Genomic DNA, 20,648 nt, shown 5'->3' on the forward strand with positions numbered 1-20,648 from the left:
GTCGCCCTTTGCGGCCTGCGCCTGCGCCGCCGCCTCCACTTCGGGATGGCGGTGGCCGAGCAGCACCGGTCCCCAGCTGCACATGAAATCGATGTATTCGCGCCCGTCGACGTCGCGGATCCGGCATCCTTCCGCGGAAGCAAAAAACTGCGGATAGCCCTCCGGCAGCCGCGCCGCGTTGAGATGCCCCCACATCCCCCCGGGCACCACGCGCGCCGCCCGCGCCCGCAACGCCGCATCCGCGGTCGGGGTTTCGCTCAGCATGGCGGCTGGTTTAATCATTATCCCCCTCATGTCGATGTGCGAGTTCACAGCCCACAGCGTCATTGCGAGGAGCACTTCGCGACGAAGCAATCCATCTAGCAACCGGTACCGCTGCGAAATGGATTGCTTCGCGGAGCCTGTCATCGGGCGCGCATTCGCGCGACCCGGTGGCTCGCAATGACGTTGATGGATTATCACATAGATCGTAGGTGGGGTTGAGCCCTTGCGAAACCCAACGGCTGGCCTCGCGCGCATGATCATGCGATGGGTTTCGCGAAGGGCTCATCTCATCCCTATACCCCTACCATGTTACCTTGTTCCGCGTCGCTTCTTACTGTTCGAGCACCTTCGGCAATTCAGCCCAGGGATGCTCCGGCGCCGGCGGCGTGCGCGGCTGCAGGATGCCGAGATGGTCGAGGATGAAGCGTGTATCGGGATGCCGGTCGATCAATGCGGTGCCGGCGTCGAGATTGTCCCAGCACAACAGGTTGACCGGAAAGTCGTGGCGCACGGCCGCGCGCGCGATGCGGTCGAGCCCGGGATCATCCGGCGCGCGTCCGCTCTCCCTGGTCAGCATGATGCGGATGCCGACCGCGCCCGGCGTCTGCTTCCAGTCGGCGACGACGTCGTCCACGCCTGGATCGTCGGGATCGACCGGCTTGACGATCGCGAGGCGCCCGGGATGCGCCCGCGCCACTTCCACGGCATAGCTCGCGTCATAGCGGTACATCGAAAACGCCGAGATGAAGATCGCGCCGTCGACGCCGACCTTGTCCATCGCCGCCACCATCTCGTCGCCGGTGACGTGATCGGGCCAGTTCGGCAACGTAGCCCATGGCCGCGTCGGCGTGTTCGCCTCATAGGCATGGACCTGGGAATCGATGATGGTCATCGCGGCGGCTCCTGTGCGCGGCGCAGTTTGGACGTTGCGAAGGGGCGATGTCCAGTAGCCCGGGTTGCGCCCTACGTTTCCGACTCCGCCGCCGTCCTCGATACCGAGAGGATTTCCCACGTCACCATGAACATCGCCGCGATCAGCGGCCCGATGACAAAGCCGTTGAGGCCGATCACCTGGATGCCGCCCAGCGTCGAGACCAGCACGACATAGTCCGGCAGCTTGGTCTCCTTGCCGATCAGGAACGGACGCAGCAGATTGTCGACGAGGCCGATCACCAGCACCCCGTACACGATCAGGCTGACGCCCTGCCACACCGAGCCTGTGGCCAGCAGATAGATCGCCATCGGCCCCCAGACGAGGCCGGCGCCGATCGCCGGCAACAGCGACAGGAAGGCCATCAGCACCGCCCACAGCAATGCGGCGTGAACGCCGAGAAACCAGAACGCCAGCCCGCCCAGTGCGCCCTGCGCCATCGCCACCAGGATGCCGCCCTTCACCGTGGCGCGGAGGACATCGGCGAACCGGTCGAACAACGCGGTCTTCTGGCTGGTGCGCAGCGGAACCACCTGCTTGATCCGCTCCGCCAGCGCGGAGCCGTCGCGCAACAGGAAAAACAGCAAATACAGCATGATGCCGCCGCCGACCACGAAGTCGAACGTGTCCATGCCGATGCTGAGCGCCTGCGGCGCAGCCGCCTGTCCGCCCTTCACCAGCCCGGCCGCCACGCTGTCGCGAACCTTGGACAGGTTGGTCAGGCCGAAACGATCCAGCAGGCCCGTCGCCCAGGCCGGCAGGGCATCGAACACGCGTTGAATATAGTTGGCGAAGTTGTACTCGCCGGACTGCATCTTGGCGTAGAGGGCCGAGGCTTCCTGCAGCAGCGAAGCCGTGATCAAGGCCAGCGGCAGAATGACCATCGCAATCACGATCAGCACCGTCGCCGCGGCGGCGAGATTGGGCCACCCGCCCATCCGTTCCTGCAGCCTGCGGTTCAGCGGCGCGAAAATCACGGCGACGACGACGGCCCAGAGAATGGCCCCATAGAACGGCACCAGTATCCAGGCGAACGCCAGCGTGACCGCGACCAGCAACAGCAGAAAACTCTGGTTCTCGAGCCTGCGCACCGTTGGTGTCTCCTGTGTCGTCATGTTCCGCACTGCCTTGCCAATGAATTCGGCGGCGCCTGGTTCAAATCGCGGGCCAGTAAGACTACGGGGGCAGCATTTCGACAGAACACAGCGCACCCCGAATCGTGGCACGAACCCTGCATAGCATCAATCGACCGGGTGATCCCCCAAGCCACGAAGGACGCCATGCTCGTTACTCTTGTCGCCGTTCTCTGCAACGGCCAGCTGTGCCTGGAGAAAGTCGTCACCACCTCCGAGCTGTCAGGCATTACCATGACAGCCTGTGCGGTCCATGCGCAAATCGGCATCGCCGACTGGCTCGCCAAGGGTCCGTATCACCAGTGGAAGCTGCAACGATACAAATGCGTCGCGGGCAAATACATTCCAAAGAACGAGGCATGACAGGCAGGCGCCGGCGATGAGATTCCGGCGATGAAATTCTGGCCAGATCCGCCTGCTACTGCACGACGTCGAGCTTGACGTTGGCGATGCCCTTTCCGACCATTCCGAGCGCGTCCGCCGCGGAATAGGAAACGTCGACGATCCGCCCCTGGATGTACGGTCCGCGGTCGTTGACCCGGACCGTGACGGCGCGGCCGGTGCTGACATTGGTCACGCGCAATCTTGTGCCGAACGGCAAGGTCGGATGCGCCGCGGTCAGATCATGCGTGTTGAATTTTTCGCCGCTCGCGGTTTTGGTGCCCTCGGTGTAGAAGCTGGCGATGCCCTGCGATGCCGTGCCGGTGCCGACGACAGGCCGCTGCGACGCGAACGGCGTATGTTTTTTCACCACGGCAGCGCGCCGCTTCGGCACGGACGATGTCGGTCGATCGCGTTCGAGCGACGCTTCCCTGCTCTGGCGAAGTTCGGATTTCGAGCTGACCACGGAAGACTGCGCGCAACCCGCCAGCGCAGCCGCTGCGAGCGCGAGGGCCAACAGCCGCATCATCCCGCGGCCCATTGCGGGTTCGATCCCTGATGGCGTGGCACAGCCGTTTGTCATCATGTTGCATCCCCAACTCGCGCCCCAGCCCAAGCCGAAAACCAACACGCCCTCAGCGTCCGAATCCAATCGGGGCGGAACCGTGACCGGGTGAGACCGGACCCGCTTCGCCCCACGCAATTTGGTTCGGGTGTGCTTCCGGTGTCACAGGGCGCACGGGACCGCCGCAATCTCGCCGGCAAACGGCCGCGGAAATTGCGCCATCCGTCCCATTGAGCTACCCCGACCCGCGTCAGCCTCATCCAGGAGCCAAGCATGCAAGTCGCGGTCATCGGCGCCGGAGCCGTCGGATGTTACTACGGCGGCCTGCTGCTCAAGGCCGGCCACGACGTGACCTTCATCGGCAGGCAGCCGCATGTCGACGCCATCAATGCGCATGGCCTGTTGCTGGACATGCAGGGTTTAAAGCATCACCTGCCCGCGAAGGCCGCAACCGACACGACCGCCCTCGCCGCGCCCGACCTGGTGCTGGTCTGCGTCAAGTCGGCCGATACCGAACAGGCCGGTCGTTCCCTCGCCGGTCACTTGCGGCCGGAAACATCGCTGCTCAGCCTGCAGAACGGCGTCGACAATGCGCAGCGCCTGCGCGCCGTCACCGGCCACCCCGTCATCGCAACGGTGGTCTATGTCGGCAGCGAAATGGCCGCATCCGGCCATGTCAGGCATCACGGCGGCGGCGACCTCGTGATCGGCGCTTCGCCGGCAAGCGAAGCGCTGGCGCAAACGCTGAACGCAGCCGGCATCCACACCACGGTTGCCGGCGACATCGAGGCCGTGCAATGGACAAAACTGATCACCAACTGCGCCTTCAACGCGCTGTCCGCGGTGGCGGGCATCGCCTATGGACCGATGATGCAGGTCGAAGGCGCCCGGGATGTGATCGCCAGCGCGGTGCAGGAAGCAGCTGATGTCGCCCGCGCCTGCGGCGTGAAACTTCCGCAAGACCTCGCGGCGCAGATCCTGAAAATTCCCGCCGCGATGCCGAACCAGACCTCCTCCACCGCGCAGGATCTGTCACGCGGCAAACCCAGCGAGATCGACTTCCTCAACGGCTATGTGGTGCGCAGGGGTGCCGAGCTCGGTATCTCCACGCCGACCAATCAGGCCCTGCAAGTGATGGTCAAGCTGGCGGAAAGAGGCAGGGAGCTGTCAGGCAGGCGAGCTTAAACGACGATCAACTCGTCGGTCCCTCGCCGCCGGCCCGCAGCGCCGTCAGTCCTTCCCGGTAGGTCGGATAGCGCAGCTCGACGCCGAGTTCGCTACGGATCAGGGCGCTGCGAACGCGCTTGCTTTCGCCGTAGAAACTCCGTGCCATCGGAGACAGTTCGGCGGACTCGAACGGAATCTCCGGCGGCGGTGGTACGCCGCACAAATCTGCCGCAAAGCGAACGACGTCCTGCGCTGGCGCCGGCTCGTCGTCGCTGACATTGTAGATCGCGCCGGCGCGCGGCTGCCTGAGCGACGCCTCGATCACCGCGGCAATATCCGCGACATGGATGCGGTTGAAGACCTGGCCCGGCTTGACGATCCGACGGGCGGTTCCCGCCGCCAGCTGCGCCAACTGGTTGCGGCCCGGACCATAGATGCCGGGAAGCCGGAAGATGTGCACCGCGATGCCGTTGACAGCACCGAACGCAAGCCACGCCTGCTCGACATCAGCCCGCACTTGCGAACGCACGTCAGACGGCGCAGCCGGCGTCGCCTCGTCGACCCAGCCGCCGGCATGGTCGCCATAGACGCCGACGGTCGAGAGATAGCCGATCCAGCGCAGATGGGGTGCCGCAACGATCATATCGGCGAACGCCGCGAGCACGGGATCGCCTGAACCATCGGGCGGGATCGAAACCAGAATGGCTTCGGCTCCGGCGATATCCCCTGTTACAGCGGGATCGCATCGATCGGGCGAAAACACATGCGCGCGGATGCCGCTCCGCGTCAGCATGTCGGCCTTGGCCTGGCTTCGGACGGTCGCAGAAATCTGCGCGCCGCCCGGCCGCAGCCGTTCGGCGACATGCCGGCACGTGTAGCCGAATCCGAACACCAGAAGCTTCATGCATGGCCTCATGCTGTCGCGCGGGCGGCGCGAAAGCCCCGTTGCAGCGCGCCGAAGCTATATGGCCGCGGCCGATGCCGGACAAGCCACGAAGCGTTGTGAAGCCATGCGTCGGCGCGAAGCTGAGCGCCAGACAGCGCGCGGTGCTGCGGTTCACCGCGCTGTCTTGATCATGCTGCGCGCCGTCGACGGCTTTGCCAGGCCCGGCAGGAAGCTGAAATTCGCCGATACGTTGCCGTTGGCCGGCAGGGTCGCGAAATTGTGGCAGCTGACGCAGGAGCCCGGTCCCGGCAGGTTCGAATTGCTGCCGGTGTAATTCTGGATGTAGGTCTCCAGCGTCATGTTGGAGAGCATGCCCGGCACCGCGTTCGCCGGTATCGGATTCGGCGGGGTCGGCGGCTCCAGCTTGCCGCCCCATTGCGTGCCGACCAGCATGTAGTTCTGGAACACGCTCTTCACCGCGCCGAGCGTCTGCTGCCATTGCGTATTGAGCGACGCCGTCGTCGGATAGGTCTCCCAGCAGCGCGTGGCTTGCGGCCAGGCCGTCGTCGGCGTCGTCGCGCCCTTGGCAAACGGCGGCTGCGGATTCCATTTGTAGGTCGAGCCGCTCGCGGGCACCGGCGCGATATTGGTCCCCACCGGCAGGTTATGCCGAAAGAAGGAATAGCGCACGCGGTCGTTGTCCACCGCGGGCCCACAGCTCGCCTGGTTGATCCAGTTGGTTGCCGCCACAGTGCCGCAGCCGTTGGCGACATTGCAGGGCTTCTGCGCCAGCGGCACGTTGTCGACATGCTCGAAAGTCGCCCAGATCCATTGCGGCCGCAACGCGGGCGTTTCCGGAACGAGCGGATTGCGCTGCAGGATGTGCATGCCCACCAGGCCGAGCACCACGGTCCGGCAGAACGAGCGGCCGTTGCTGACGAGGTCCCCGGCCACGGCGAGAAAAGCATTTTGCGTATAATAGCGTGTGGGATCGTCGCCCTTGGTGCGGTCGATGATGCGCCAGGCGGCCTTGATCTCGATCGAGCCGTTCTTGCCGTCGGGCACCGTGGAGGACGAGGTGAACTGGACTCCGGCGGGATTGTTCGCGATGAAGTTTTTCTGGCCTGCGATCGTGGTCAGCGTTTGCGATTTCTGGCCGTTGGGAGCCAGCAGGTAGTTCGCTTCGATATCGTTGACGCGCCGCTCGAATACCGCCCAGTTGCCGTTGATATCGATCAGCGGCAGGTTGCTCGAGGCCTGCAGGAATTCCTCGTTATTCGGCGCCGGGTTACCCTTGCCGTCGGAGCCGATATAGAACACCGGCAGGGCGAGCGCCGGGGTGCAGCCCGCACGGACTGGCGAATTGCCGAACAACGCGCTGACCTTGCGATAAGTCTGCCAGACCCGCGGACCCGGTTTCGTCAGCCCGATGGCCGCCGGCTGATTGACCGCGTTCGCCGTCCAGTTCAGCGCCACGAACATCTGCCACGACATGTTGTCGAACGGCGTCTGCACGTCTTCCGACGCCTTCGTCGGCGGCGCGCCGTACAGGCCGTTGTAACCGTCGTCGATCTTCAACAACGGATCCGGACCGATGTAAGCCGCCAGCACCGAGCACAGCGCGTTGCTGCCGTTGGCGCAGAACACTGCCTGCGGCACATATTTGATGGGCAGGGGTTGGCCCGGAGCGCCCGGAGCCTGGCCGGGCTGGGTTTGCGCGACGGGCCGTGGCGACGCCGCCAGCATCATCACCGCGACCAGCAACAACATCGCCGCAACCGACAGCAATTTTTTCATGGAAGGCTCCGACGATCTGCACTACCTAAGGTTTTGTATCACATCATCGCCACCTCCACAACAATTCATCCCGCGCTATGTTGCGGCATCGACTCGCGCGACCGTGTCCCCGACGGCGATGTCACCGCCCTCGATCACGCGCACGGTGATGCCGCCATGGCCGCGAAGCGCGTTATAGCCGCCGGGTCCGAGCGCCTCCTCCATCAGGCTGCACGGCGCGCATTCGCCGGAACCTTCGAGCAGCGTCGCACCCACGCGAAACCGCCGGCCCTTCAAGGCCAGCAGATTGATGCCGCGGATCACGAGGTTGCGACGGAGAAGCTCGGGCGCAACCTCGCGCGCACCGAGAAACGCCGCCACCGCCGCCAGATCCTCGGCTGCGACAAGCGTGACCTGACGCGGCCTGTTGCGCTCCGTGTTGTAGCGGTCGCCCTCGATCCCGTGAGCCGCAATCAACGTCGCCGAGTTCCGGATCTCGACTGCCGCCCTGCGCGCCGGACGCAACCCGATCCATTCCAGCCGCCCCGGCCGCATCGGGCCGGCCAGCAGGCGGCCAATCAGGGAGTCTGTCGGTAACGCCGCCATTTTCCCTCGCCTTGGGGCCACCCTGATCGCACCGCGGCGATCGCCAGGCTGCGGTGGAGGTTGCTCATGTCCTGAAGACAAACTTGCGTGATTGTGATACATTCCCGCCATGAAGACAAAGAAGCTGACCGAGGTGCTGGAACGGGTCGAGGCATGGCCGCCGCATGTCCAGAACGAGCTCGCCGAATTCGCGCTTGAACTCGATGCCGAATTCAAGGAAGGCGTATACTGGCCGACCCCGGACGAACTGGCCGGTATCGATCGCGGGCTGCGTGCGGCGGCGGAAGGCCGCTTCGCCAACGATCAACAGGTGGAAGCCGCCTTCGCAAAATTCCGCGGTAAATGAAGGTTATCTACACCGAGGAAGCCCTCCGGGACCTCGAAGCAATTGCCGACTGGCTCATTCTTCACTATCCGGCAGTGGCACCCGTCGTCGAACGACGTATCCGAAATGTCGTTGCGCAGATCGCACGATGGCCAGAAAGCTCACGTCAATCTGCCGACCGTCCGGGCGTTCGCGTGGCGCCGCTGAACCGCTATCCGTACAAGATTTTCTATCGGGTTACCGGCGATACAGTCGAGATACTCCATATCCACCACGCCGCGCGTCGGCCCTGGGATGATCAAAAGTCATAGGTGCAGTCGACGTAAGCCTACGCTGGGTTTCGAGAACGCCCGGCCAACGCACGGCGGTTCCCGGCAGCCGCGATTGACTTCCGAAAACGCTATGACAAACTTCGGTAAAGTCCAGGGAGCGAAATCCCGATGGCGAACCTCGAGGCCCGCAACCACGTCGAGCGCGTGCTGTCGGTTGCCCATAATGAGGCGGCGGTCGTTGGCGAGCCGGGCATTGCCAATTCCTGGCGGCGCTGCCTTGTCGACCACAAGCTGGATCCGGCGCGACGCGGACCACCGCGCACGCTGACGCGATCCGAATTGAAGCGCCACGCCGAACCGATCGACGGGCTGATCCACCTCGCCACGCCCGAACTGGAAGACCTTTATTGCGCCCTGCGCAGCACCGGCTATTGCGTCAACCTCGCCGATACCAATGCCGCCATCCTGTTCAGCCGCCTGCCCGACGGCGAAGCCGCCACCATCCTGCGCCAGTGGAAGGTCTATACCGGCTCGATCTTTTCCGAGGCGATCGAAGGCACCAACGGTCTCGGCACCGCGCTCGCCGAACAGCGTCCGGTCCTGGTGCATCGCGACGAGCATTTTCGCGAGCAATGGTCGATGTTCACCTGCGCGGTGGCGCCGCTGTTCGACCACGCCGGGCGCCTCGCCGGCGCCGTGAACATCACCTCGTGCCGCGGCGATCTCGATCGCGCCGCGCACCAGATCGCGCTCGCCGTCACCACGCTGGCGGTGCGGCGGATCGAGGAAGCGATTTTCCGCGCGCATTACCACCGCGGCTGGATCGCCCGACTGCCCGGTGGTGATGCCGGCGGCAGCGCCATGATCGCCTTCGACGACGACCAGCGGATGCTCGGCGCCAGCCGCGCCGCGCGCCAGGCCTTCGGCCTGTCGGATGCGATGATCGACGCGGGAACGCACCTGTCGCAATTCATCCGGCTTGACGACGGCTTCATGCGGCGGTGCGACGCGCCGCAGCTGTTGCGCGACCGCGACGGCAAGCGCCTCGGGCGCGGCCACATCACGCGCCCGCTGCGCGCCAGGTCACAGGCACTGACTCCGTCGGCGCGCGCGGAAGCGCCGGATCGTCGCTATGACGCGCTGACGCGGCTTGCCGGGGGCGACCCGGTCCTGCAGCGCAGCGTCAAGCGGCTGACGATGGTGGCAGACGAGGATATTCCCGTGCTGCTGCTCGGCGAGACCGGCAGCGGCAAAGACATGTTCGCGCGCGCCATTCATGCCGCCAGCGGGCGCGCCGGCGGCCACTATGTCGCGCTGAACTGCGCGGCGATGCCGGAAAGCCTTGTTGACGCCGAACTGTTCGGCTACGAGCCTGGCGCCTTCACCGGCGCGCGGCGCGACGGCTCCAAGGGGTTGATTGTGCAGGCCGACGGCGGCACCCTGTTTCTCGACGAGATCGGCGACATGCCGCTGACCTTGCAGACCCGGCTGCTGCGGGTGCTGGAAAACCGCGAGGTCTGGCCGCTCGGCGCACTGAAACCGCTGCCCGTCGATATCCGCCTGATCAGCGCCACGCACCGCGATCTCGACGCCATGGTCGCCGACCGCGGTTTTCGCGCCGACCTCTATTATCGCCTGCGCGGCCTGCAGGTCGAACTGCCGCCGCTGCGCGCGCGCCGCGACAAGGCCGACGTGATCGCGCAGATCGCGGCCGAAGAGGCGCCGCGGGCGCACCTTTCATCCGGCGCCCTGGAAATGCTGCTGGCGCACCCCTTCCCCGGCAACATGCGGCAATTGCGTCATGTGCTGCGGCTTGCCGCCTGTACCGCCGAGAATGGCGTCATCGCCGAGGCCGATCTCGACCTGCCGCCGGGCGGCACCCGCCCGATGCAGCCCGATTTCGAAACCGCGGAGCGCAACGTCATCGCCGAGACCTTGCGCAAACATGGTGGCAGCGTCGCGGACGCCGCGCGTTCGCTGAACGTCAGCCGCGCCACGCTCTACCGCAAGATCAGCGCGTTGGGGATCACAGCGGCGGGCGACTAGGACTTCGTCGCTTCTCCGGCGACATGCTCCCACTCCCTCATGGTGAGGAGCGCGTCCGGACGACGCGCTCGCGCTGCCGGCGCGTGTCTCGAACCATCTGGCACAGTGCTGCAGCCATCCTTCGAGACGCCGCGCGAAGGCGCGCGGCTCCTCAGGATGAGGTCGGGATTCGTTCGCGGGCTAGAGCCGCCGCCGGTTTCAGGAAAAACTGCTCCAGCTCAACTTTCGTGCCTTGATGTCGCCGAGCGACATGACATCCCGCATCGCCTGCACGCCGTGAAACGCGCCGCGCAGATAGAGCAGCGGCTGCGCCTCGCAGCGAATGCCGACGTAACGCACCTCGCCGATGAATACGGAATGCGTGCTGGTCTCGAATTCCTGCCGCAGGTCGCAATCGAACGAAGCGATCGCATCCTGCAGCACCGGCGCGCGGGTAACCCCTGTCGTCCAGCTTCCGAAGCCAAACCGGTCGTCGCCCTCGATCCCCTTCTGGCCGCTGAAGGTCAGCGCCAGCGGCACGTGTTCCTCGCCGAGGAAGCTGACGCCAAAGCACCGTTCCTCGCGAATGCGGGGATGCGCGCTGGCGTTGCGGTTGACGCACACCAGCAGGGATGGCGGATCGTCCGATAGCGAGCACACCGCCGTCGCGGTCAATCCGGTGCGGCGGCCATCCTCGCGGCCGACGGTGACCAGCGCCACCGCACCGGCGCAGTGGCGCATCGCCTTCCTGAAATCGCCTGGCTCCATCTTCCCCATCTCCCGGGCCCGCACTCTCCCCGCAAGCGGTGAGAGTGCGGATAGGACAATCAGGCGGCCTTGCTGACGGCCGGCTTGAGATGCCTGAGACGCGGCAGCACCTCCTGCTTCAACAGCCGCAGCGAATTGTGCCAGGCCTCCGGCTTGTGCTTGTAGTCGAAGCCGAACACCAGCAGCGTGCCGAAGCCGCCGACCTCGTGGTAAATCTTCTCGATCTTCTCGGCGCAGGTCGCGGGCGAACCGACGATCCAGTTGTGCCTGGCGCAGTATTCGACGGTGACGTCGCTGTCGGGCACGTCCGGCTGGTGCTTGAGATAGTCCTTGAAGCCGAAATGACCGAGCAGCTGCAGGAAGTATTCGCCCATCATCCGGCCCATCATGTCGCCCACGGACAGGCGCCAGGCCTCCTCGTCGGTGTCGGCCACGAACACCTCGCGCACCATCCGCCAGTCCTGCCGGTTGGGCGTGCGTCCGGTCTTGGCCGCGCCGATCTCCACCGATTCCCAATGGCTCGACACATAGGCCGGGTTGAGGTTGAGACTCATCGGGATGTAGCCGCGCTCGCCGGCCAGCTTCAGCGTATCGGAGCCCTTGCTGAGGCCCGCCACCCCGATCGGCGGATGCGGTGCCTGCAGCGGCTTGATGTGGGGTTTCAGGAAATCGAACATCACGTCGGGCTTGGACACCGTCCAGAATTTGCCGTTGTAGGTCCACGGCGCGTCCTCGGTCCACATCTTCAGGATGATCTCCAGCGCCTCGCGGGTCATGTCGCGATTTTGGCCGGACATGCCGTCGACGTTGAACATCGCCCAGTCGCTCGGCAGCCCCGAGGCCGCGACGCCGAAATTGAGCCGGCCTTCGGAGAGATGATCAAGCATCGCGACGCGGTTGGCGAGTTCGGCGGGATGATGATACGGCAGCAGGAAGCCGCCGGGACCGAGGCGGATGTTCTTGGTCTGCAGGAACGCCTGCGCCAGCAGCAAATCCGGCGCCGGATGCGGCTCCCAGGGGGCGGTGTGATGCTCGCCGATCCAGGCCTCCTGGTAGCCGAGTTCGTCGGCCCAGCGCAGCACCTGCAGGTCCCAGTCGTGGCCCTCTTTCAGCCCGCACTCCGGCGGATGCGAAGGCATGGTGAAATAACCGATCTCCATGAGGTTTCCCTTCCCTTGGTTGGTTTACCGCAACGCGTCTTGCGCGCGTTGAGAAAGCCAACAGCAAGCGCCGTGCCAGCGTCCGGCGCACCGTCTGGTCGCTGGCGTTCCACCCAATTTACGCGGTGTTTCGCCTGTTCGACCGCAACAACTTGGGTGCGGTTCGGGCGAAATTCTCACTCCTGCGAACGGCGCGTCGCAAATCCGAGACACGGGCGAACAGGGTGCTGCTGCGGGCGGCCGAAAGGCCGCCCTTCTGGCTGCTAGCCAGGCGGTGATGAGGACACGCAGCATCAGGTGCTGCAAATTGTCGCCCTTGCCGTGCGAGCGACGATGCCCCGTAAGAATACGGATCAAAACGCCCTATCGCCTGAGGTAAGCTGAAGCGACATTACGTTGGATCAATATCGGGCGCTTGTACCGAAGTATTGAGCGTCATTTGCGTTCGTCCCGACTGACAGTGTCAGTTGCATCTTCCCGTAGCAGACCGTTGTTGTTCCGCGCTGCGATTCAATCACCTGCAGAGTGGGTCAAGAGAACGACATGTGGCATCAGAGAACCATTCGCTTCTGGCTGATCTGTCTGGTGATCGCCTGTATTCTGCCGGTGGCATTGGCGGCGGGGTTCCTGATCATCAATTCCTATAGGCAGAACAACGCCGATGTCGGGCGAAGCACGACCGCCACCACCCGCGCGCTGATCCAGGCGGTCGATGCCGAGTTGCACGGCGTTCAGTCCGCCTTGCAGGCGCTCGCAACGTCGCCTCATCTGACTTCCGGTGATCTCGCGGGCTTCCACCAACAGGCGCGGGATGCGTTGAATGTTCTGGTAGGCAGCAACGTCGTTCTCACCGAATCCACTGGCCAGCAGGTTCTGAATACGCTCAAGCCGTTCGGGGAAACGCTGCCCCGGCACGGCCAGCCGGATCAGGTGCGGCGGATCTTCGAGACTGGCAAGCCGGCCATTTCCGATCTTTTCGTTGGTCCGGTCTTCACCAGTTGGGTGATCGCCGTCGAAGTGCCGGTGTTCTCGGATGGCAAGGTCATCTACTCGCTGGCGATGGGCGTTACTCCCGGGCGCCTGAGCGAGATTCTGCTCCGGCAGAATATTCCGCCCAATTGGGTAGCCGCGATTTTCGACAGCACCGGCACGATCGCCGCCCGTACGCATGCCCCGGAACAGTTCGTCGGCCAGAAAGGCGCGCCGGAGTTCATCCGGCGGTTTGCAGAGGTCGCCGAAGACAGCTTCGAGACCAGGACGATCGAGGGAATGCCGATATTCAGCAGCTTCAGCCGATCGCCGCGATCCGGCTGGACGGTGGGCATGGGCATTCCGATCGCCGATCTGACGGCGAATGCGCAGCGATCGATCGCGTTCAACGCCGTGCTTGCCGGCATCCTGCTCGCGCTGGGCTGCCTGTTGGCGGCGGCCTTCGGGACCCGTATCAGCCGATCCATCCGAAGCCTCGGCCCCACCGCCCTTGCGCTCGGGACACCCGGACTACCGTCGATTCCGATCACTGAAATTGTCGAAGTCGATGAGGTCGGCCAGGCGCTCGTGCGAGCGTCGCACCTGATCGAGGAGCGCGAGCGTGAGCGCGCCGAAAGCGAGGCCGAAACACGCAGGATATTGGTGGCGAAACAAGCCGCCGAGGAAGCCAACCGCGCCAAGTCGGAATTCCTCGCGTCGATGAGCCATGAGCTGCGGACGCCGCTGGCTGCCCTGTCCGGCTTTGCCCAGCTGTTGAGGCGGTCGGGAGATACGCTCACCCGCGAGCGCCAGATTCGTTACACGGAGAATATCATGCAGGCGAGTGAGCATCTTGAAAGTATCATCAATGACGTACTGGATATGGCCCGCCTCGAGACCGGACACCTCAATCTCAATTGTCAGACGCTGGATTGTCTGGAAATCATGACCGAAGCCAGCCGCACACTGGAACTTGACGCCGCCAAGAGAGGAATTCTGTTTACGGCCGACACCTCGGCCAACCTTCCGTCCATCGTTGCCGATCACACGCGCTTGATTCAGATTCTGCTCAACCTTGGCAGCAACGCCATCAAATACAACGTCAAGAACGGTTGGGTTCAGCTTTCGGCGATCCCCGTCGAGGGCATGGTCCGCTTCATCGTTCGGGATACCGGGCCGGGGATCCCCGCCGAGCGTCATGGTCAGGTGTTCGAGCCCTTCAATCGCCTCGGCGCCGAATTGACTCAAATCGAAGGAACCGGCATCGGGCTGGCCATAAGTCGCCGGCTCGTGCACGCGATGAACGGCAGGATTGGATTCGAAAGCACCGTGGGCCAGGGCAGCAAGTTCTGGGTTGATCTGCCGGCCTCCAACGAAGCCGCCGCGACGACAGCTCACGTATCGACGAAACTGTCCGCGATGAAAGCGGATTCGCGATATACGGTTCTCTATATCGAAGACAAGATCCCGAACGTCGAGTTGATGCGCGGCATCATGGAAACTTCGGAAAATATCCGGTTCCTTGATGCGCAAACCGTTCAGGATGGCATCAGCATTGCGCGTTCAGTGAAACCCGATCTCATCATCACCGATATCCACCTGCCTGATGGCAAGGGATTCGACGTATTGGATAGCCTGCGCAGCGACCCCTCCACCGCGCAAATTCCGATCGTCGCGCTGACCGCCGACGCCATGCCCGCCAACATGGGCAACATGAAGCTGGCAGGATTCGATCACATCCTGACCAAGCCATTCAAGATATCCGAACTGGAGGAAATACTGCACATCTGGCTCGACGCGGCTTGAGCTCGCAAGGGCGGATTAGCGCACCACACCCGCCACGTCGCCGCCGGTCTACCGCTGCGGCCCCGAAAGCGAGATCGCCTGTTCGGCGCGGAACACGTTGGCGTACAGGTTCGCGATCCACCGCCGTCCGCTCGACGTCATGTTGAGATAGCCTATTTCGGTCTGGATTTGAGGCGCCACGCTGTCCCAGTAGAATTGGGGGTAGCGATGAACGATGTCGGCGGGTGAATCGTAGCCGAGCTGGCGATTGATGCCGACTTCCTCGAACTCATGGTAGAGCGCGTTGGATTTTCGGATGTAGTTTGGATCGCCGAGTTGCCCGATGAAATCCGCGGCTCGAACCATCGACGCTTCCTCACCGAATTGCTGGCCTGCCAGCGGCGGAAACCTCGTGCCTTCGATCGCATCGGCAATGCGTTGCTTGTCGAGCGGGGGTACGACCCTCTTCATCACGTAGAGTTTCGAGCGGTCGACGTGGTGATTCATCAGGCCGGCGTCCGATGCGCCGCGCGGCAAGGTCACCTTGCTGCCGGCAGCATCGATCACGAATCCATCGGCATCGTCCTCCCTGAACAGGCCGCGCACATAACCAATGTCATGGCCGAGGCAGGCGACGATGACATGGGCGTAGTCTTCCACGCTGACATGGGTGTGCAATGCACGCCCGCGCAGGATATCGTGTCCCGCCAGCGTGACCAGCATCGTATGCTCGACATTGTGGTAGAGCGCGTCGCTGTTGCCGATGCATTCGAGCGCGAGGCGGGCCGCCGCCGGCACGATCTCCACGAGGGCCTGCGAGGGTCCGAACCGGCGACGCATAAAGGACCGGAGAAATTCTTCCAGCGCGTCCACGGCCAGTTCCGGTAAGGTCATCATGGATGCTGCCCCGCTTGGCTCACCTTGTCGCGCCTGCCCCCGGCTTCCTGTTTTTGTCTGTGGCGGTCAGCATAGCGCATCTCGGGTCGGGTCACCAAACGGTGGATGCCACACCCGGGACAAAAAGCAGGGTTGTGTTGCGGCGCCGCCGCACCCGGTTACGCCGCATCCGGGCGGGCTGATCCTGTTTTACCCGGATCACGCCGGGGTTATTTGAACGGCCCTGCCAAACGCGCTAGGAATCGGTCGCGGATCGGTGCTGTTTCAAATAGCGCGGGGCATCACGGCGGATATGATCGCCTGATCGCCTGTGTGACGAGGTTCGATGCGCCGCATCCGTTTCGCTATCCTTGCCATCCTCCTCGGGCTTGGCGCCTCGGCGGATATCGCCCGCGCCGGCGAGGCCGAGGCCTGGAGCGCGCTGCGCGCCGGCGGGCATGTTGCCTTGATGCGGCATGCCGATGCACCGGGCGGCTTCGGCGATCCGCCGGGCTTTGAGGTCGAGGACTGCGCCACCCAGCGCAACCTCAGCGCCAAGGGACGCGCCGACGCGCGCAAGATCGGCGCGCGGCTGCGGTCGGAAGGGATTTTACTGCAAACAATCCTCGCCTCGCCATGGTGCCGCTGCATCGACACCGCAACGCTGCTGCAGCTCGGACCGGTGAAGACCGCACCGACGTTCGGCAATGTGGTCGTGCTGCGCGATCAAAGGGAAGCCCTGACATCGGGCGCGCGGGCGGTCATCGAGCAATGGACCGGCAACGGTAACCTGCTCGTCGTGACGCACGGTGCCAACATTCAGGCGCTCACCGGCATCCAGCCGGCGAGCGGCGAGATCGTCGTGGTCCGCGGCGGCAGCGGCAATGGCCGCGAAGCCGTCGGCCGCCTGATGCTGGATTGAAGCGACGCGCCGCTCCCTCGCCGGTCGCATGATTCGGGTTCCAGCAACACCGTCGGCAACTGTCTCACACTCTCTCCACGCTATCGCCTTGCTTTGGTCAAACCTGATGGGACTGTGGAGCCGGGCAGAGGGCCGTCAACGTCGCCTGAACCGCCAACCCCCTCGCGGGTGAGCCAGGACCAAGCACGGAGCGCCAATGCATTCGACACTGAAGTTGAGAGATTCCGATCCGCACGACGACTTTGCGATCGCACCTGATGTGGTCCCGGCGGCATGGGCCGACAAGGTGCTCGCCGACATCACGCGCGACGCCAAGAGCGAGGGTAAGAGCGATACCGAGATCTCTCCGGATGTCAGGGAATCTGCTTCAAATCAGCAGGCATCCCAAGCATCCGGTGCCGCAGTGGCCGCGCCAATGGTGGATACGACGTTTCGCGCCACCGCCACCGACGATATCGTCGCTCCCGTCGAGCAGCCGTCGACCAGCCGGTGGGCAAAAAGTGCGATCCTGCTCGTGTTTGCAGTAGGCAGCGCTGCCGCTGCCGCCGCCTGGCAAAATCACGGCGATGCGGCCAGGCAGATGATCTCGAATTGGGTGCCCGCTTTCGCCCTCAGCTCATCGCCACCGGCGGAAACGGCTGCTCTCCCGGGACAAACCGATACGCCTGCCGCTCAGGTATCAGTGGCAGAGCAGACCCCTGCACCACCTGCAGCTCCGGCCCAGCCCCCGGAAAGCGCTGTAACGGCCGCCGCCGCGCCCTCTCCGGACACGGCGCAGCTGCAATCAATGGCGCGCGATCTGGCGGCCATGGCGCAGCAGGTCGAACAGCTCAAGGTCAGCATCGCCGAACTCAAGGCCGGCCAGCACGCGACGGCCCGCGACGCGGCCAGAACGTCCGAGGCCAAACCCGCCGAGATCAAACCTGCCGCACCAAATCCGCGGCCAAGGACAGCAGCCGTACCACCGCCGCGAACGGCCGCGGCGCCCCCGCACCGGCCGTTGCCGGCCTATCCTCCCGCGCAGGCCGCGGCACCCGCACCGTTGCCGCAACCGGCTTACCCTCCGGTGTCGACGCTATCAGCGCCGCCACCCCCGCAGGATACCGCCCGGGCAGACGATGACGGACCGATCGTGCGGCCGCCGATGCCGCTGCGCTAGTGCAGGTCCGCTCAGGCGCCGGAAAATCCGACATCCGCCAGCACCGGCAGATGGTCCGAATAGGCGCGCGCGTCGCGATCGGTCCATGCCTTGACCATGATGGCGTTCGGCGTGGCGTAGATGCGGTCGAGCCGCAGCACCGGCAGCCGTGAGGGAAAAGTCCGCAGCCGCGTCCGCACCGGACAGCGCGCCGCCAGCACGCGGCGGACCGACATCACCCAGAACCAGTCGTTGAAGTCGCCGACCACGACGGTCCGCGGCGCATCGACCAGTGCGGCGAGCGCCCGCGCCTGCGCGTAACGCTCGTGCAGGCTGAGGCCGAGATGGGTGGCCACCACGGTCACCTCGCCGATCGGCGAACGTATCGCCGCCGAGATCGCCCGGCGCGGCTCCCGCTCCTGATAGGATACGTCGGTCACCATGGGCTCGGTGGCGAACGGCCAGCGGCTGATCAGCACCTGGCCATAGTCGCCATCCTCGGTGACGATCGAGCGGGCCGCGACGCGGTGTTCGCCGACGGCGTCCGCCAGCAATCCGAACACATCGTCAGTGCGCCCGCGCGAATCGACCTCCTGCAGCGCGACCACGTCGGGCGACCATTTGTGGATGATCGAGGAGACGCCTTCGAGGTCGAACTCCGGATTGAGGTTGAACGTGCCGTGCACGTTCCAGGTCATGATGCGGATGGTTTCCGTCACGCGCGGCGTCCGCTCCACCACGTCACCACGAACTGCACCGCGAGGCACACCGCGATCCACAGCACGATGGTGAGGCCGAGCGGGATCGCGTTCGACCACGAGGCGTTTTTCGCAAAATCCGCAATCTGCGCGCCGAGGGCTGCCATGACGATGATGCCGGGCGCCATGCCGATCACGGTGCCGATGAGGAAATCCGTCAACCGCAACTGGCTGGCGCCCGCCAGCACGTTGACCAGCGAGAACGGCGCGACCGGCACCATCCGGATCATCGCCACCGCGACCACACCCTTGCCGACGATGCGGCGCTGCACCCGCAAGGCGCGCGCGCCGAGCAGCGATTGCAGCCGCTTGTGGCCGAGAAAGCGACCGATCATGAACAGCAGCAGTGAACTCAAGAGCACGCCGGCGGTGGCGCTGAAGGCGCCGATCCAGGGTCCCAGCGCCGCCGCAGTCGCGGCGATCAGCACCACCACCGGAAACACCACCAGCCCGCCCAGCACGAAGGCCATCACCGCGAACAGCGGCGCGAAGGCCGACTGCGAATATCTTGATATCACCGAGGCGACATAGCCGATATCGGCAAAATCCCGCAGCGACGTGGTCTGCCAGGCCAGCGCCAGGCCGGCGAGTGCGGCCACGGTGCCGGCCACTGCCAGCACGGTACGCGGGGTCCACATCCGCCGCGCCGCGCGCTGCAGGTTGAGCGGATGCTTCGGATCGGCGATCGGCTGGATGATGTCGGCCATTGCGCCGACGGGAGCCGTTTCGCTATCGATCGGCAGCAGAGCCCTGCCCGTGCCCGACGCCGCGTGGCGATCGAGGAATCCGAGCAGATCGTCCTCGTTGTCAGCGATGGTGTCCTCGTCCACCCCGCAAAAATGTCCGATCAGCCGGCGCCGCTGGCCGCGGATGAACTCGAAATGCTCCTCGCCATCAGCCTCGAACGCCAGATCGCATTCGGTGTCCGCCCCCATCGACCGGTTGTTGATGTTGGCCGAGCCGACCCGCAAGAACCCGTCATCGACGATCATGACCTTGCTGTGAATCATCACCGCCGCCGAGGATTCGCCGTCCTCCACGGCGGGATAAAGAATGCGCAACCGGTCCGCGACCCCGGCGGCGATGAACGGGTCGACAAAGCCGCCGCGGCCGCCCTGCATCGCCTGCGATTCCAGCCACGACGCATGCGCCTTCGGCGTCACGATGAGAACCTGCAACGCCGGCACGTCGGCCATCCGCCGCGCCAGCATCTCGGCGATCTCGGTGGCGCTGGTGAACTGGTTTTCGATATAGATGAAACGATCAGCGGTATTGATCGAGGCCTCGAACAAACGGGCCACTTCGTCGACCCCCGGTTGCGACGCGGTTCGCAACTCGGTCCGCGCGATGGCAGCCTGGATCTGCCTTGCCCCTGCCGGCACCGATGCGGGCCAGCGATCGCCCGCAGCGGCTTCGCAGCCCTCCACGGTGCAGCCGGCGGCGGTCCAGCGCGCGGCCGCGATCTCGCCCAGCGCGACCGCGGCCTCGCCTTCGACCATGCACTGGACATCGTGGAATGGCGGGTAAGGCTTGCCGTCGGGATCGCGGCGAAGCGGATGCCCGGCGAGATGCTCGCTGGTATCCCAACGCCGGATCGTCAGGTCGAGCCCGCCGGAGAAGGCAATCGCGTTGTCGATGACGACGATTTTCTGATGCTGGGACGATCCCAGCGGAAGGCTGGAGTCCAGGCAGAACCGAATTCGGCCATCACATCCCGCGGTGAACTTGTCCGCGGAATTCCATTCCCGCTCGCCGGCATACAGCGCCGCGAAATCCCAGATCAGGATGTTGATCCGCAACTGCGGCTTGGCCGCGAGCAACCCGGTCAGAAAGGGACCGAGCGCGACCGGCAATCCGTCGTCGACGCGGCCGGACGGCCCGACCAGCGGCGTTTCCGAGTGAATGTCCCAGCCGAGGATGTCGACCTGCCGCTCCGCAAGC

Annotated in this window: 20 protein-coding genes; 8 read left to right on the forward strand and 12 right to left on the reverse strand. The window is 64.8% G+C overall.

Features of this window, described 5'->3' with window-relative positions:
• The 3 genes from Q7T45_RS12270 to Q7T45_RS12280 form a co-directional block, all read right to left on the reverse strand.
• Positions 1 to 282, reverse strand: a 282-nt coding sequence (locus Q7T45_RS12270; RefSeq protein ID WP_304871063.1) for an aminotransferase class III-fold pyridoxal phosphate-dependent enzyme, incomplete at its 3' end; no start/stop codon positions are given.
• 313 nt (positions 283 to 595) lie between these two features.
• Positions 596 to 1,156: an amidohydrolase gene (locus Q7T45_RS12275; RefSeq protein ID WP_304871065.1), complete on the reverse strand. Its 561-nt coding sequence runs from the start codon at positions 1,154 to 1,156 to the stop codon at positions 596 to 598.
• Between the two features lie 71 nt (positions 1,157 to 1,227).
• Positions 1,228 to 2,286, reverse strand: a complete 1,059-nt coding sequence (locus Q7T45_RS12280; RefSeq protein WP_304871067.1) for an AI-2E family transporter — start codon at positions 2,284 to 2,286, stop codon at positions 1,228 to 1,230.
• A gap of 189 nt (positions 2,287 to 2,475) precedes the next feature.
• Between Q7T45_RS12280 and Q7T45_RS12285 the strand changes: the two genes are divergently transcribed.
• Positions 2,476 to 2,691 carry a hypothetical protein gene (locus tag Q7T45_RS12285; RefSeq protein WP_304745027.1) on the forward strand — a complete coding sequence of 72 codons (216 nt, stop codon included), beginning with the start codon at positions 2,476 to 2,478 and terminating at the stop codon, positions 2,689 to 2,691.
• Between the two features lie 55 nt (positions 2,692 to 2,746).
• Here Q7T45_RS12285 and Q7T45_RS12290 read toward each other — a convergent pair whose 3' ends face one another.
• On the reverse strand, positions 2,747 to 3,292 hold the full coding sequence (locus tag Q7T45_RS12290) for a septal ring lytic transglycosylase RlpA family protein (protein ID WP_304871119.1): 546 nt from the start codon (positions 3,290 to 3,292) through the stop codon (positions 2,747 to 2,749).
• Between the two features lie 255 nt (positions 3,293 to 3,547).
• On the opposite strand from Q7T45_RS12290, the gene Q7T45_RS12295 reads away from it, so the two are divergent.
• Positions 3,548 to 4,459: a ketopantoate reductase family protein gene (locus Q7T45_RS12295; protein WP_304871069.1), complete on the forward strand. Its 912-nt coding sequence runs from the start codon at positions 3,548 to 3,550 to the stop codon at positions 4,457 to 4,459.
• A 7-nt stretch (positions 4,460 to 4,466) separates the two neighbouring features.
• On the opposite strand, the gene Q7T45_RS12300 is transcribed toward Q7T45_RS12295, so the two are convergent.
• From Q7T45_RS12300 to Q7T45_RS12310, 3 genes are all read right to left on the reverse strand, one after another.
• Complete coding sequence (locus Q7T45_RS12300; RefSeq protein WP_304871071.1) at positions 4,467 to 5,345, reverse strand: SDR family oxidoreductase; 879 nt, start codon at positions 5,343 to 5,345, stop codon at positions 4,467 to 4,469.
• A 153-nt stretch (positions 5,346 to 5,498) separates the two neighbouring features.
• The gene (locus Q7T45_RS12305; protein ID WP_304871073.1) at positions 5,499 to 7,124 is read right to left on the reverse strand and encodes a hypothetical protein; all 1,626 of its coding nucleotides are present in this window, start codon (positions 7,122 to 7,124) and stop codon (positions 5,499 to 5,501) included.
• A 75-nt stretch (positions 7,125 to 7,199) separates the two neighbouring features.
• Positions 7,200 to 7,709, reverse strand: coding sequence for an MOSC domain-containing protein (locus Q7T45_RS12310; protein ID WP_304871076.1), 510 nt, complete (start codon positions 7,707 to 7,709; stop codon positions 7,200 to 7,202).
• Positions 7,710 to 7,818: 109 nt separating this feature from the next.
• On the opposite strand from Q7T45_RS12310, the gene Q7T45_RS12315 reads away from it, so the two are divergent.
• The 3 genes from Q7T45_RS12315 to Q7T45_RS12325 all read left to right on the forward strand — a co-directional run bounded on the left by Q7T45_RS12315 (position 7,819) and on the right by Q7T45_RS12325 (position 10,352).
• Positions 7,819 to 8,055, forward strand: coding sequence for a hypothetical protein (locus Q7T45_RS12315; protein ID WP_304871078.1), 237 nt, complete (start codon positions 7,819 to 7,821; stop codon positions 8,053 to 8,055).
• On the forward strand, positions 8,052 to 8,345 hold the full coding sequence (locus Q7T45_RS12320; protein ID WP_304871080.1) for a type II toxin-antitoxin system RelE/ParE family toxin: 294 nt from the start codon (positions 8,052 to 8,054) through the stop codon (positions 8,343 to 8,345). The genes Q7T45_RS12315 and Q7T45_RS12320 overlap by 4 nt, the downstream gene beginning before the upstream one ends.
• 129 nt (positions 8,346 to 8,474) lie before the next feature.
• Positions 8,475 to 10,352 (forward strand): sigma-54-dependent Fis family transcriptional regulator, encoded by a 1,878-nt coding sequence (locus tag Q7T45_RS12325; RefSeq protein WP_304871082.1) that lies wholly within the window; start codon positions 8,475 to 8,477, stop codon positions 10,350 to 10,352.
• 198 nt (positions 10,353 to 10,550) lie between these two features.
• Here Q7T45_RS12325 and Q7T45_RS12330 read toward each other — a convergent pair whose 3' ends face one another.
• Both Q7T45_RS12330 and Q7T45_RS12335 read right to left on the reverse strand, forming a co-directional pair.
• Positions 10,551 to 11,099 carry a flavin reductase family protein gene (locus tag Q7T45_RS12330; RefSeq protein ID WP_304871084.1) on the reverse strand — a complete coding sequence of 183 codons (549 nt, stop codon included), beginning with the start codon at positions 11,097 to 11,099 and terminating at the stop codon, positions 10,551 to 10,553.
• A gap of 59 nt (positions 11,100 to 11,158) precedes the next feature.
• Complete coding sequence (locus tag Q7T45_RS12335; protein WP_304871086.1) at positions 11,159 to 12,259, reverse strand: LLM class flavin-dependent oxidoreductase; 1,101 nt, start codon at positions 12,257 to 12,259, stop codon at positions 11,159 to 11,161.
• 543 nt (positions 12,260 to 12,802) lie between these two features.
• On the opposite strand from Q7T45_RS12335, the gene Q7T45_RS12340 reads away from it, so the two are divergent.
• Positions 12,803 to 15,034 carry a hybrid sensor histidine kinase/response regulator gene (locus Q7T45_RS12340; RefSeq protein ID WP_304871087.1) on the forward strand — a complete coding sequence of 744 codons (2,232 nt, stop codon included), beginning with the start codon at positions 12,803 to 12,805 and terminating at the stop codon, positions 15,032 to 15,034.
• Between the two features lie 48 nt (positions 15,035 to 15,082).
• On the opposite strand, the gene Q7T45_RS12345 is transcribed toward Q7T45_RS12340, so the two are convergent.
• Positions 15,083 to 15,910 carry a metal-dependent phosphohydrolase gene (locus Q7T45_RS12345; protein WP_304871088.1) on the reverse strand — a complete coding sequence of 276 codons (828 nt, stop codon included), beginning with the start codon at positions 15,908 to 15,910 and terminating at the stop codon, positions 15,083 to 15,085.
• Positions 15,911 to 16,235: 325 nt separating this feature from the next.
• Between Q7T45_RS12345 and Q7T45_RS12350 the strand changes: the two genes are divergently transcribed.
• Together Q7T45_RS12350 and Q7T45_RS12355 are read left to right on the forward strand one after the other, a co-directional pair.
• Positions 16,236 to 16,811, forward strand: coding sequence for a histidine phosphatase family protein (locus Q7T45_RS12350; protein WP_304871089.1), 576 nt, complete (start codon positions 16,236 to 16,238; stop codon positions 16,809 to 16,811).
• Between the two features lie 196 nt (positions 16,812 to 17,007).
• The gene (locus Q7T45_RS12355) at positions 17,008 to 17,970 is read left to right on the forward strand and encodes a hypothetical protein (RefSeq protein WP_304871090.1); all 963 of its coding nucleotides are present in this window, start codon (positions 17,008 to 17,010) and stop codon (positions 17,968 to 17,970) included.
• Positions 17,971 to 17,981: 11 nt separating this feature from the next.
• On the opposite strand, the gene Q7T45_RS12360 is transcribed toward Q7T45_RS12355, so the two are convergent.
• Complete coding sequence (locus Q7T45_RS12360; RefSeq protein WP_304871092.1) at positions 17,982 to 18,668, reverse strand: endonuclease/exonuclease/phosphatase family protein; 687 nt, start codon at positions 18,666 to 18,668, stop codon at positions 17,982 to 17,984.
• Positions 18,665 to 20,560 (reverse strand): VTT domain-containing protein, encoded by a 1,896-nt coding sequence (locus Q7T45_RS12365; protein ID WP_304871094.1) that lies wholly within the window; start codon positions 20,558 to 20,560, stop codon positions 18,665 to 18,667. Before Q7T45_RS12365 ends, Q7T45_RS12360 begins: the two co-directional genes overlap by 4 nt.
• Positions 20,561 to 20,648: the final 88 nt, after the last annotated feature.

The organism is Bradyrhizobium sp., assembly GCF_030646015.1.
Classification (GTDB): Bacteria; Pseudomonadota; Alphaproteobacteria; order Rhizobiales; family Xanthobacteraceae; genus Bradyrhizobium.

Coding starts and splice junctions, on each gene's coding strand:
- Q7T45_RS12275 (WP_304871065.1), bottom strand. CDS start 1,156: ATGACCATCATCGATTCCCAGGTCCATGCCTATGAGGCGAACACGCCG.
- Q7T45_RS12285 (WP_304745027.1), top strand. CDS start 2,476: ATGCTCGTTACTCTTGTCGCCGTTCTCTGCAACGGCCAGCTGTGCCTG.
- Q7T45_RS12290 (WP_304871119.1), bottom strand. CDS start 3,292: ATGACAAACGGCTGTGCCACGCCATCAGGGATCGAACCCGCAATGGGC.
- Q7T45_RS12295 (WP_304871069.1), top strand. CDS start 3,548: ATGCAAGTCGCGGTCATCGGCGCCGGAGCCGTCGGATGTTACTACGGC.
- Q7T45_RS12300 (WP_304871071.1), bottom strand. CDS start 5,345: ATGAAGCTTCTGGTGTTCGGATTCGGCTACACGTGCCGGCATGTCGCC.
- Q7T45_RS12305 (WP_304871073.1), bottom strand. CDS start 7,124: ATGAAAAAATTGCTGTCGGTTGCGGCGATGTTGTTGCTGGTCGCGGTG.
- Q7T45_RS12310 (WP_304871076.1), bottom strand. CDS start 7,709: ATGGCGGCGTTACCGACAGACTCCCTGATTGGCCGCCTGCTGGCCGGC.
- Q7T45_RS12315 (WP_304871078.1), top strand. CDS start 7,819: ATGAAGACAAAGAAGCTGACCGAGGTGCTGGAACGGGTCGAGGCATGG.
- Q7T45_RS12320 (WP_304871080.1), top strand. CDS start 8,052: ATGAAGGTTATCTACACCGAGGAAGCCCTCCGGGACCTCGAAGCAATT.
- Q7T45_RS12325 (WP_304871082.1), top strand. CDS start 8,475: ATGGCGAACCTCGAGGCCCGCAACCACGTCGAGCGCGTGCTGTCGGTT.
- Q7T45_RS12330 (WP_304871084.1), bottom strand. CDS start 11,099: ATGGAGCCAGGCGATTTCAGGAAGGCGATGCGCCACTGCGCCGGTGCG.
- Q7T45_RS12335 (WP_304871086.1), bottom strand. CDS start 12,259: ATGGAGATCGGTTATTTCACCATGCCTTCGCATCCGCCGGAGTGCGGG.
- Q7T45_RS12340 (WP_304871087.1), top strand. CDS start 12,803: ATGTGGCATCAGAGAACCATTCGCTTCTGGCTGATCTGTCTGGTGATC.
- Q7T45_RS12345 (WP_304871088.1), bottom strand. CDS start 15,910: ATGATGACCTTACCGGAACTGGCCGTGGACGCGCTGGAAGAATTTCTC.
- Q7T45_RS12350 (WP_304871089.1), top strand. CDS start 16,236: ATGCGCCGCATCCGTTTCGCTATCCTTGCCATCCTCCTCGGGCTTGGC.
- Q7T45_RS12355 (WP_304871090.1), top strand. CDS start 17,008: ATGCATTCGACACTGAAGTTGAGAGATTCCGATCCGCACGACGACTTT.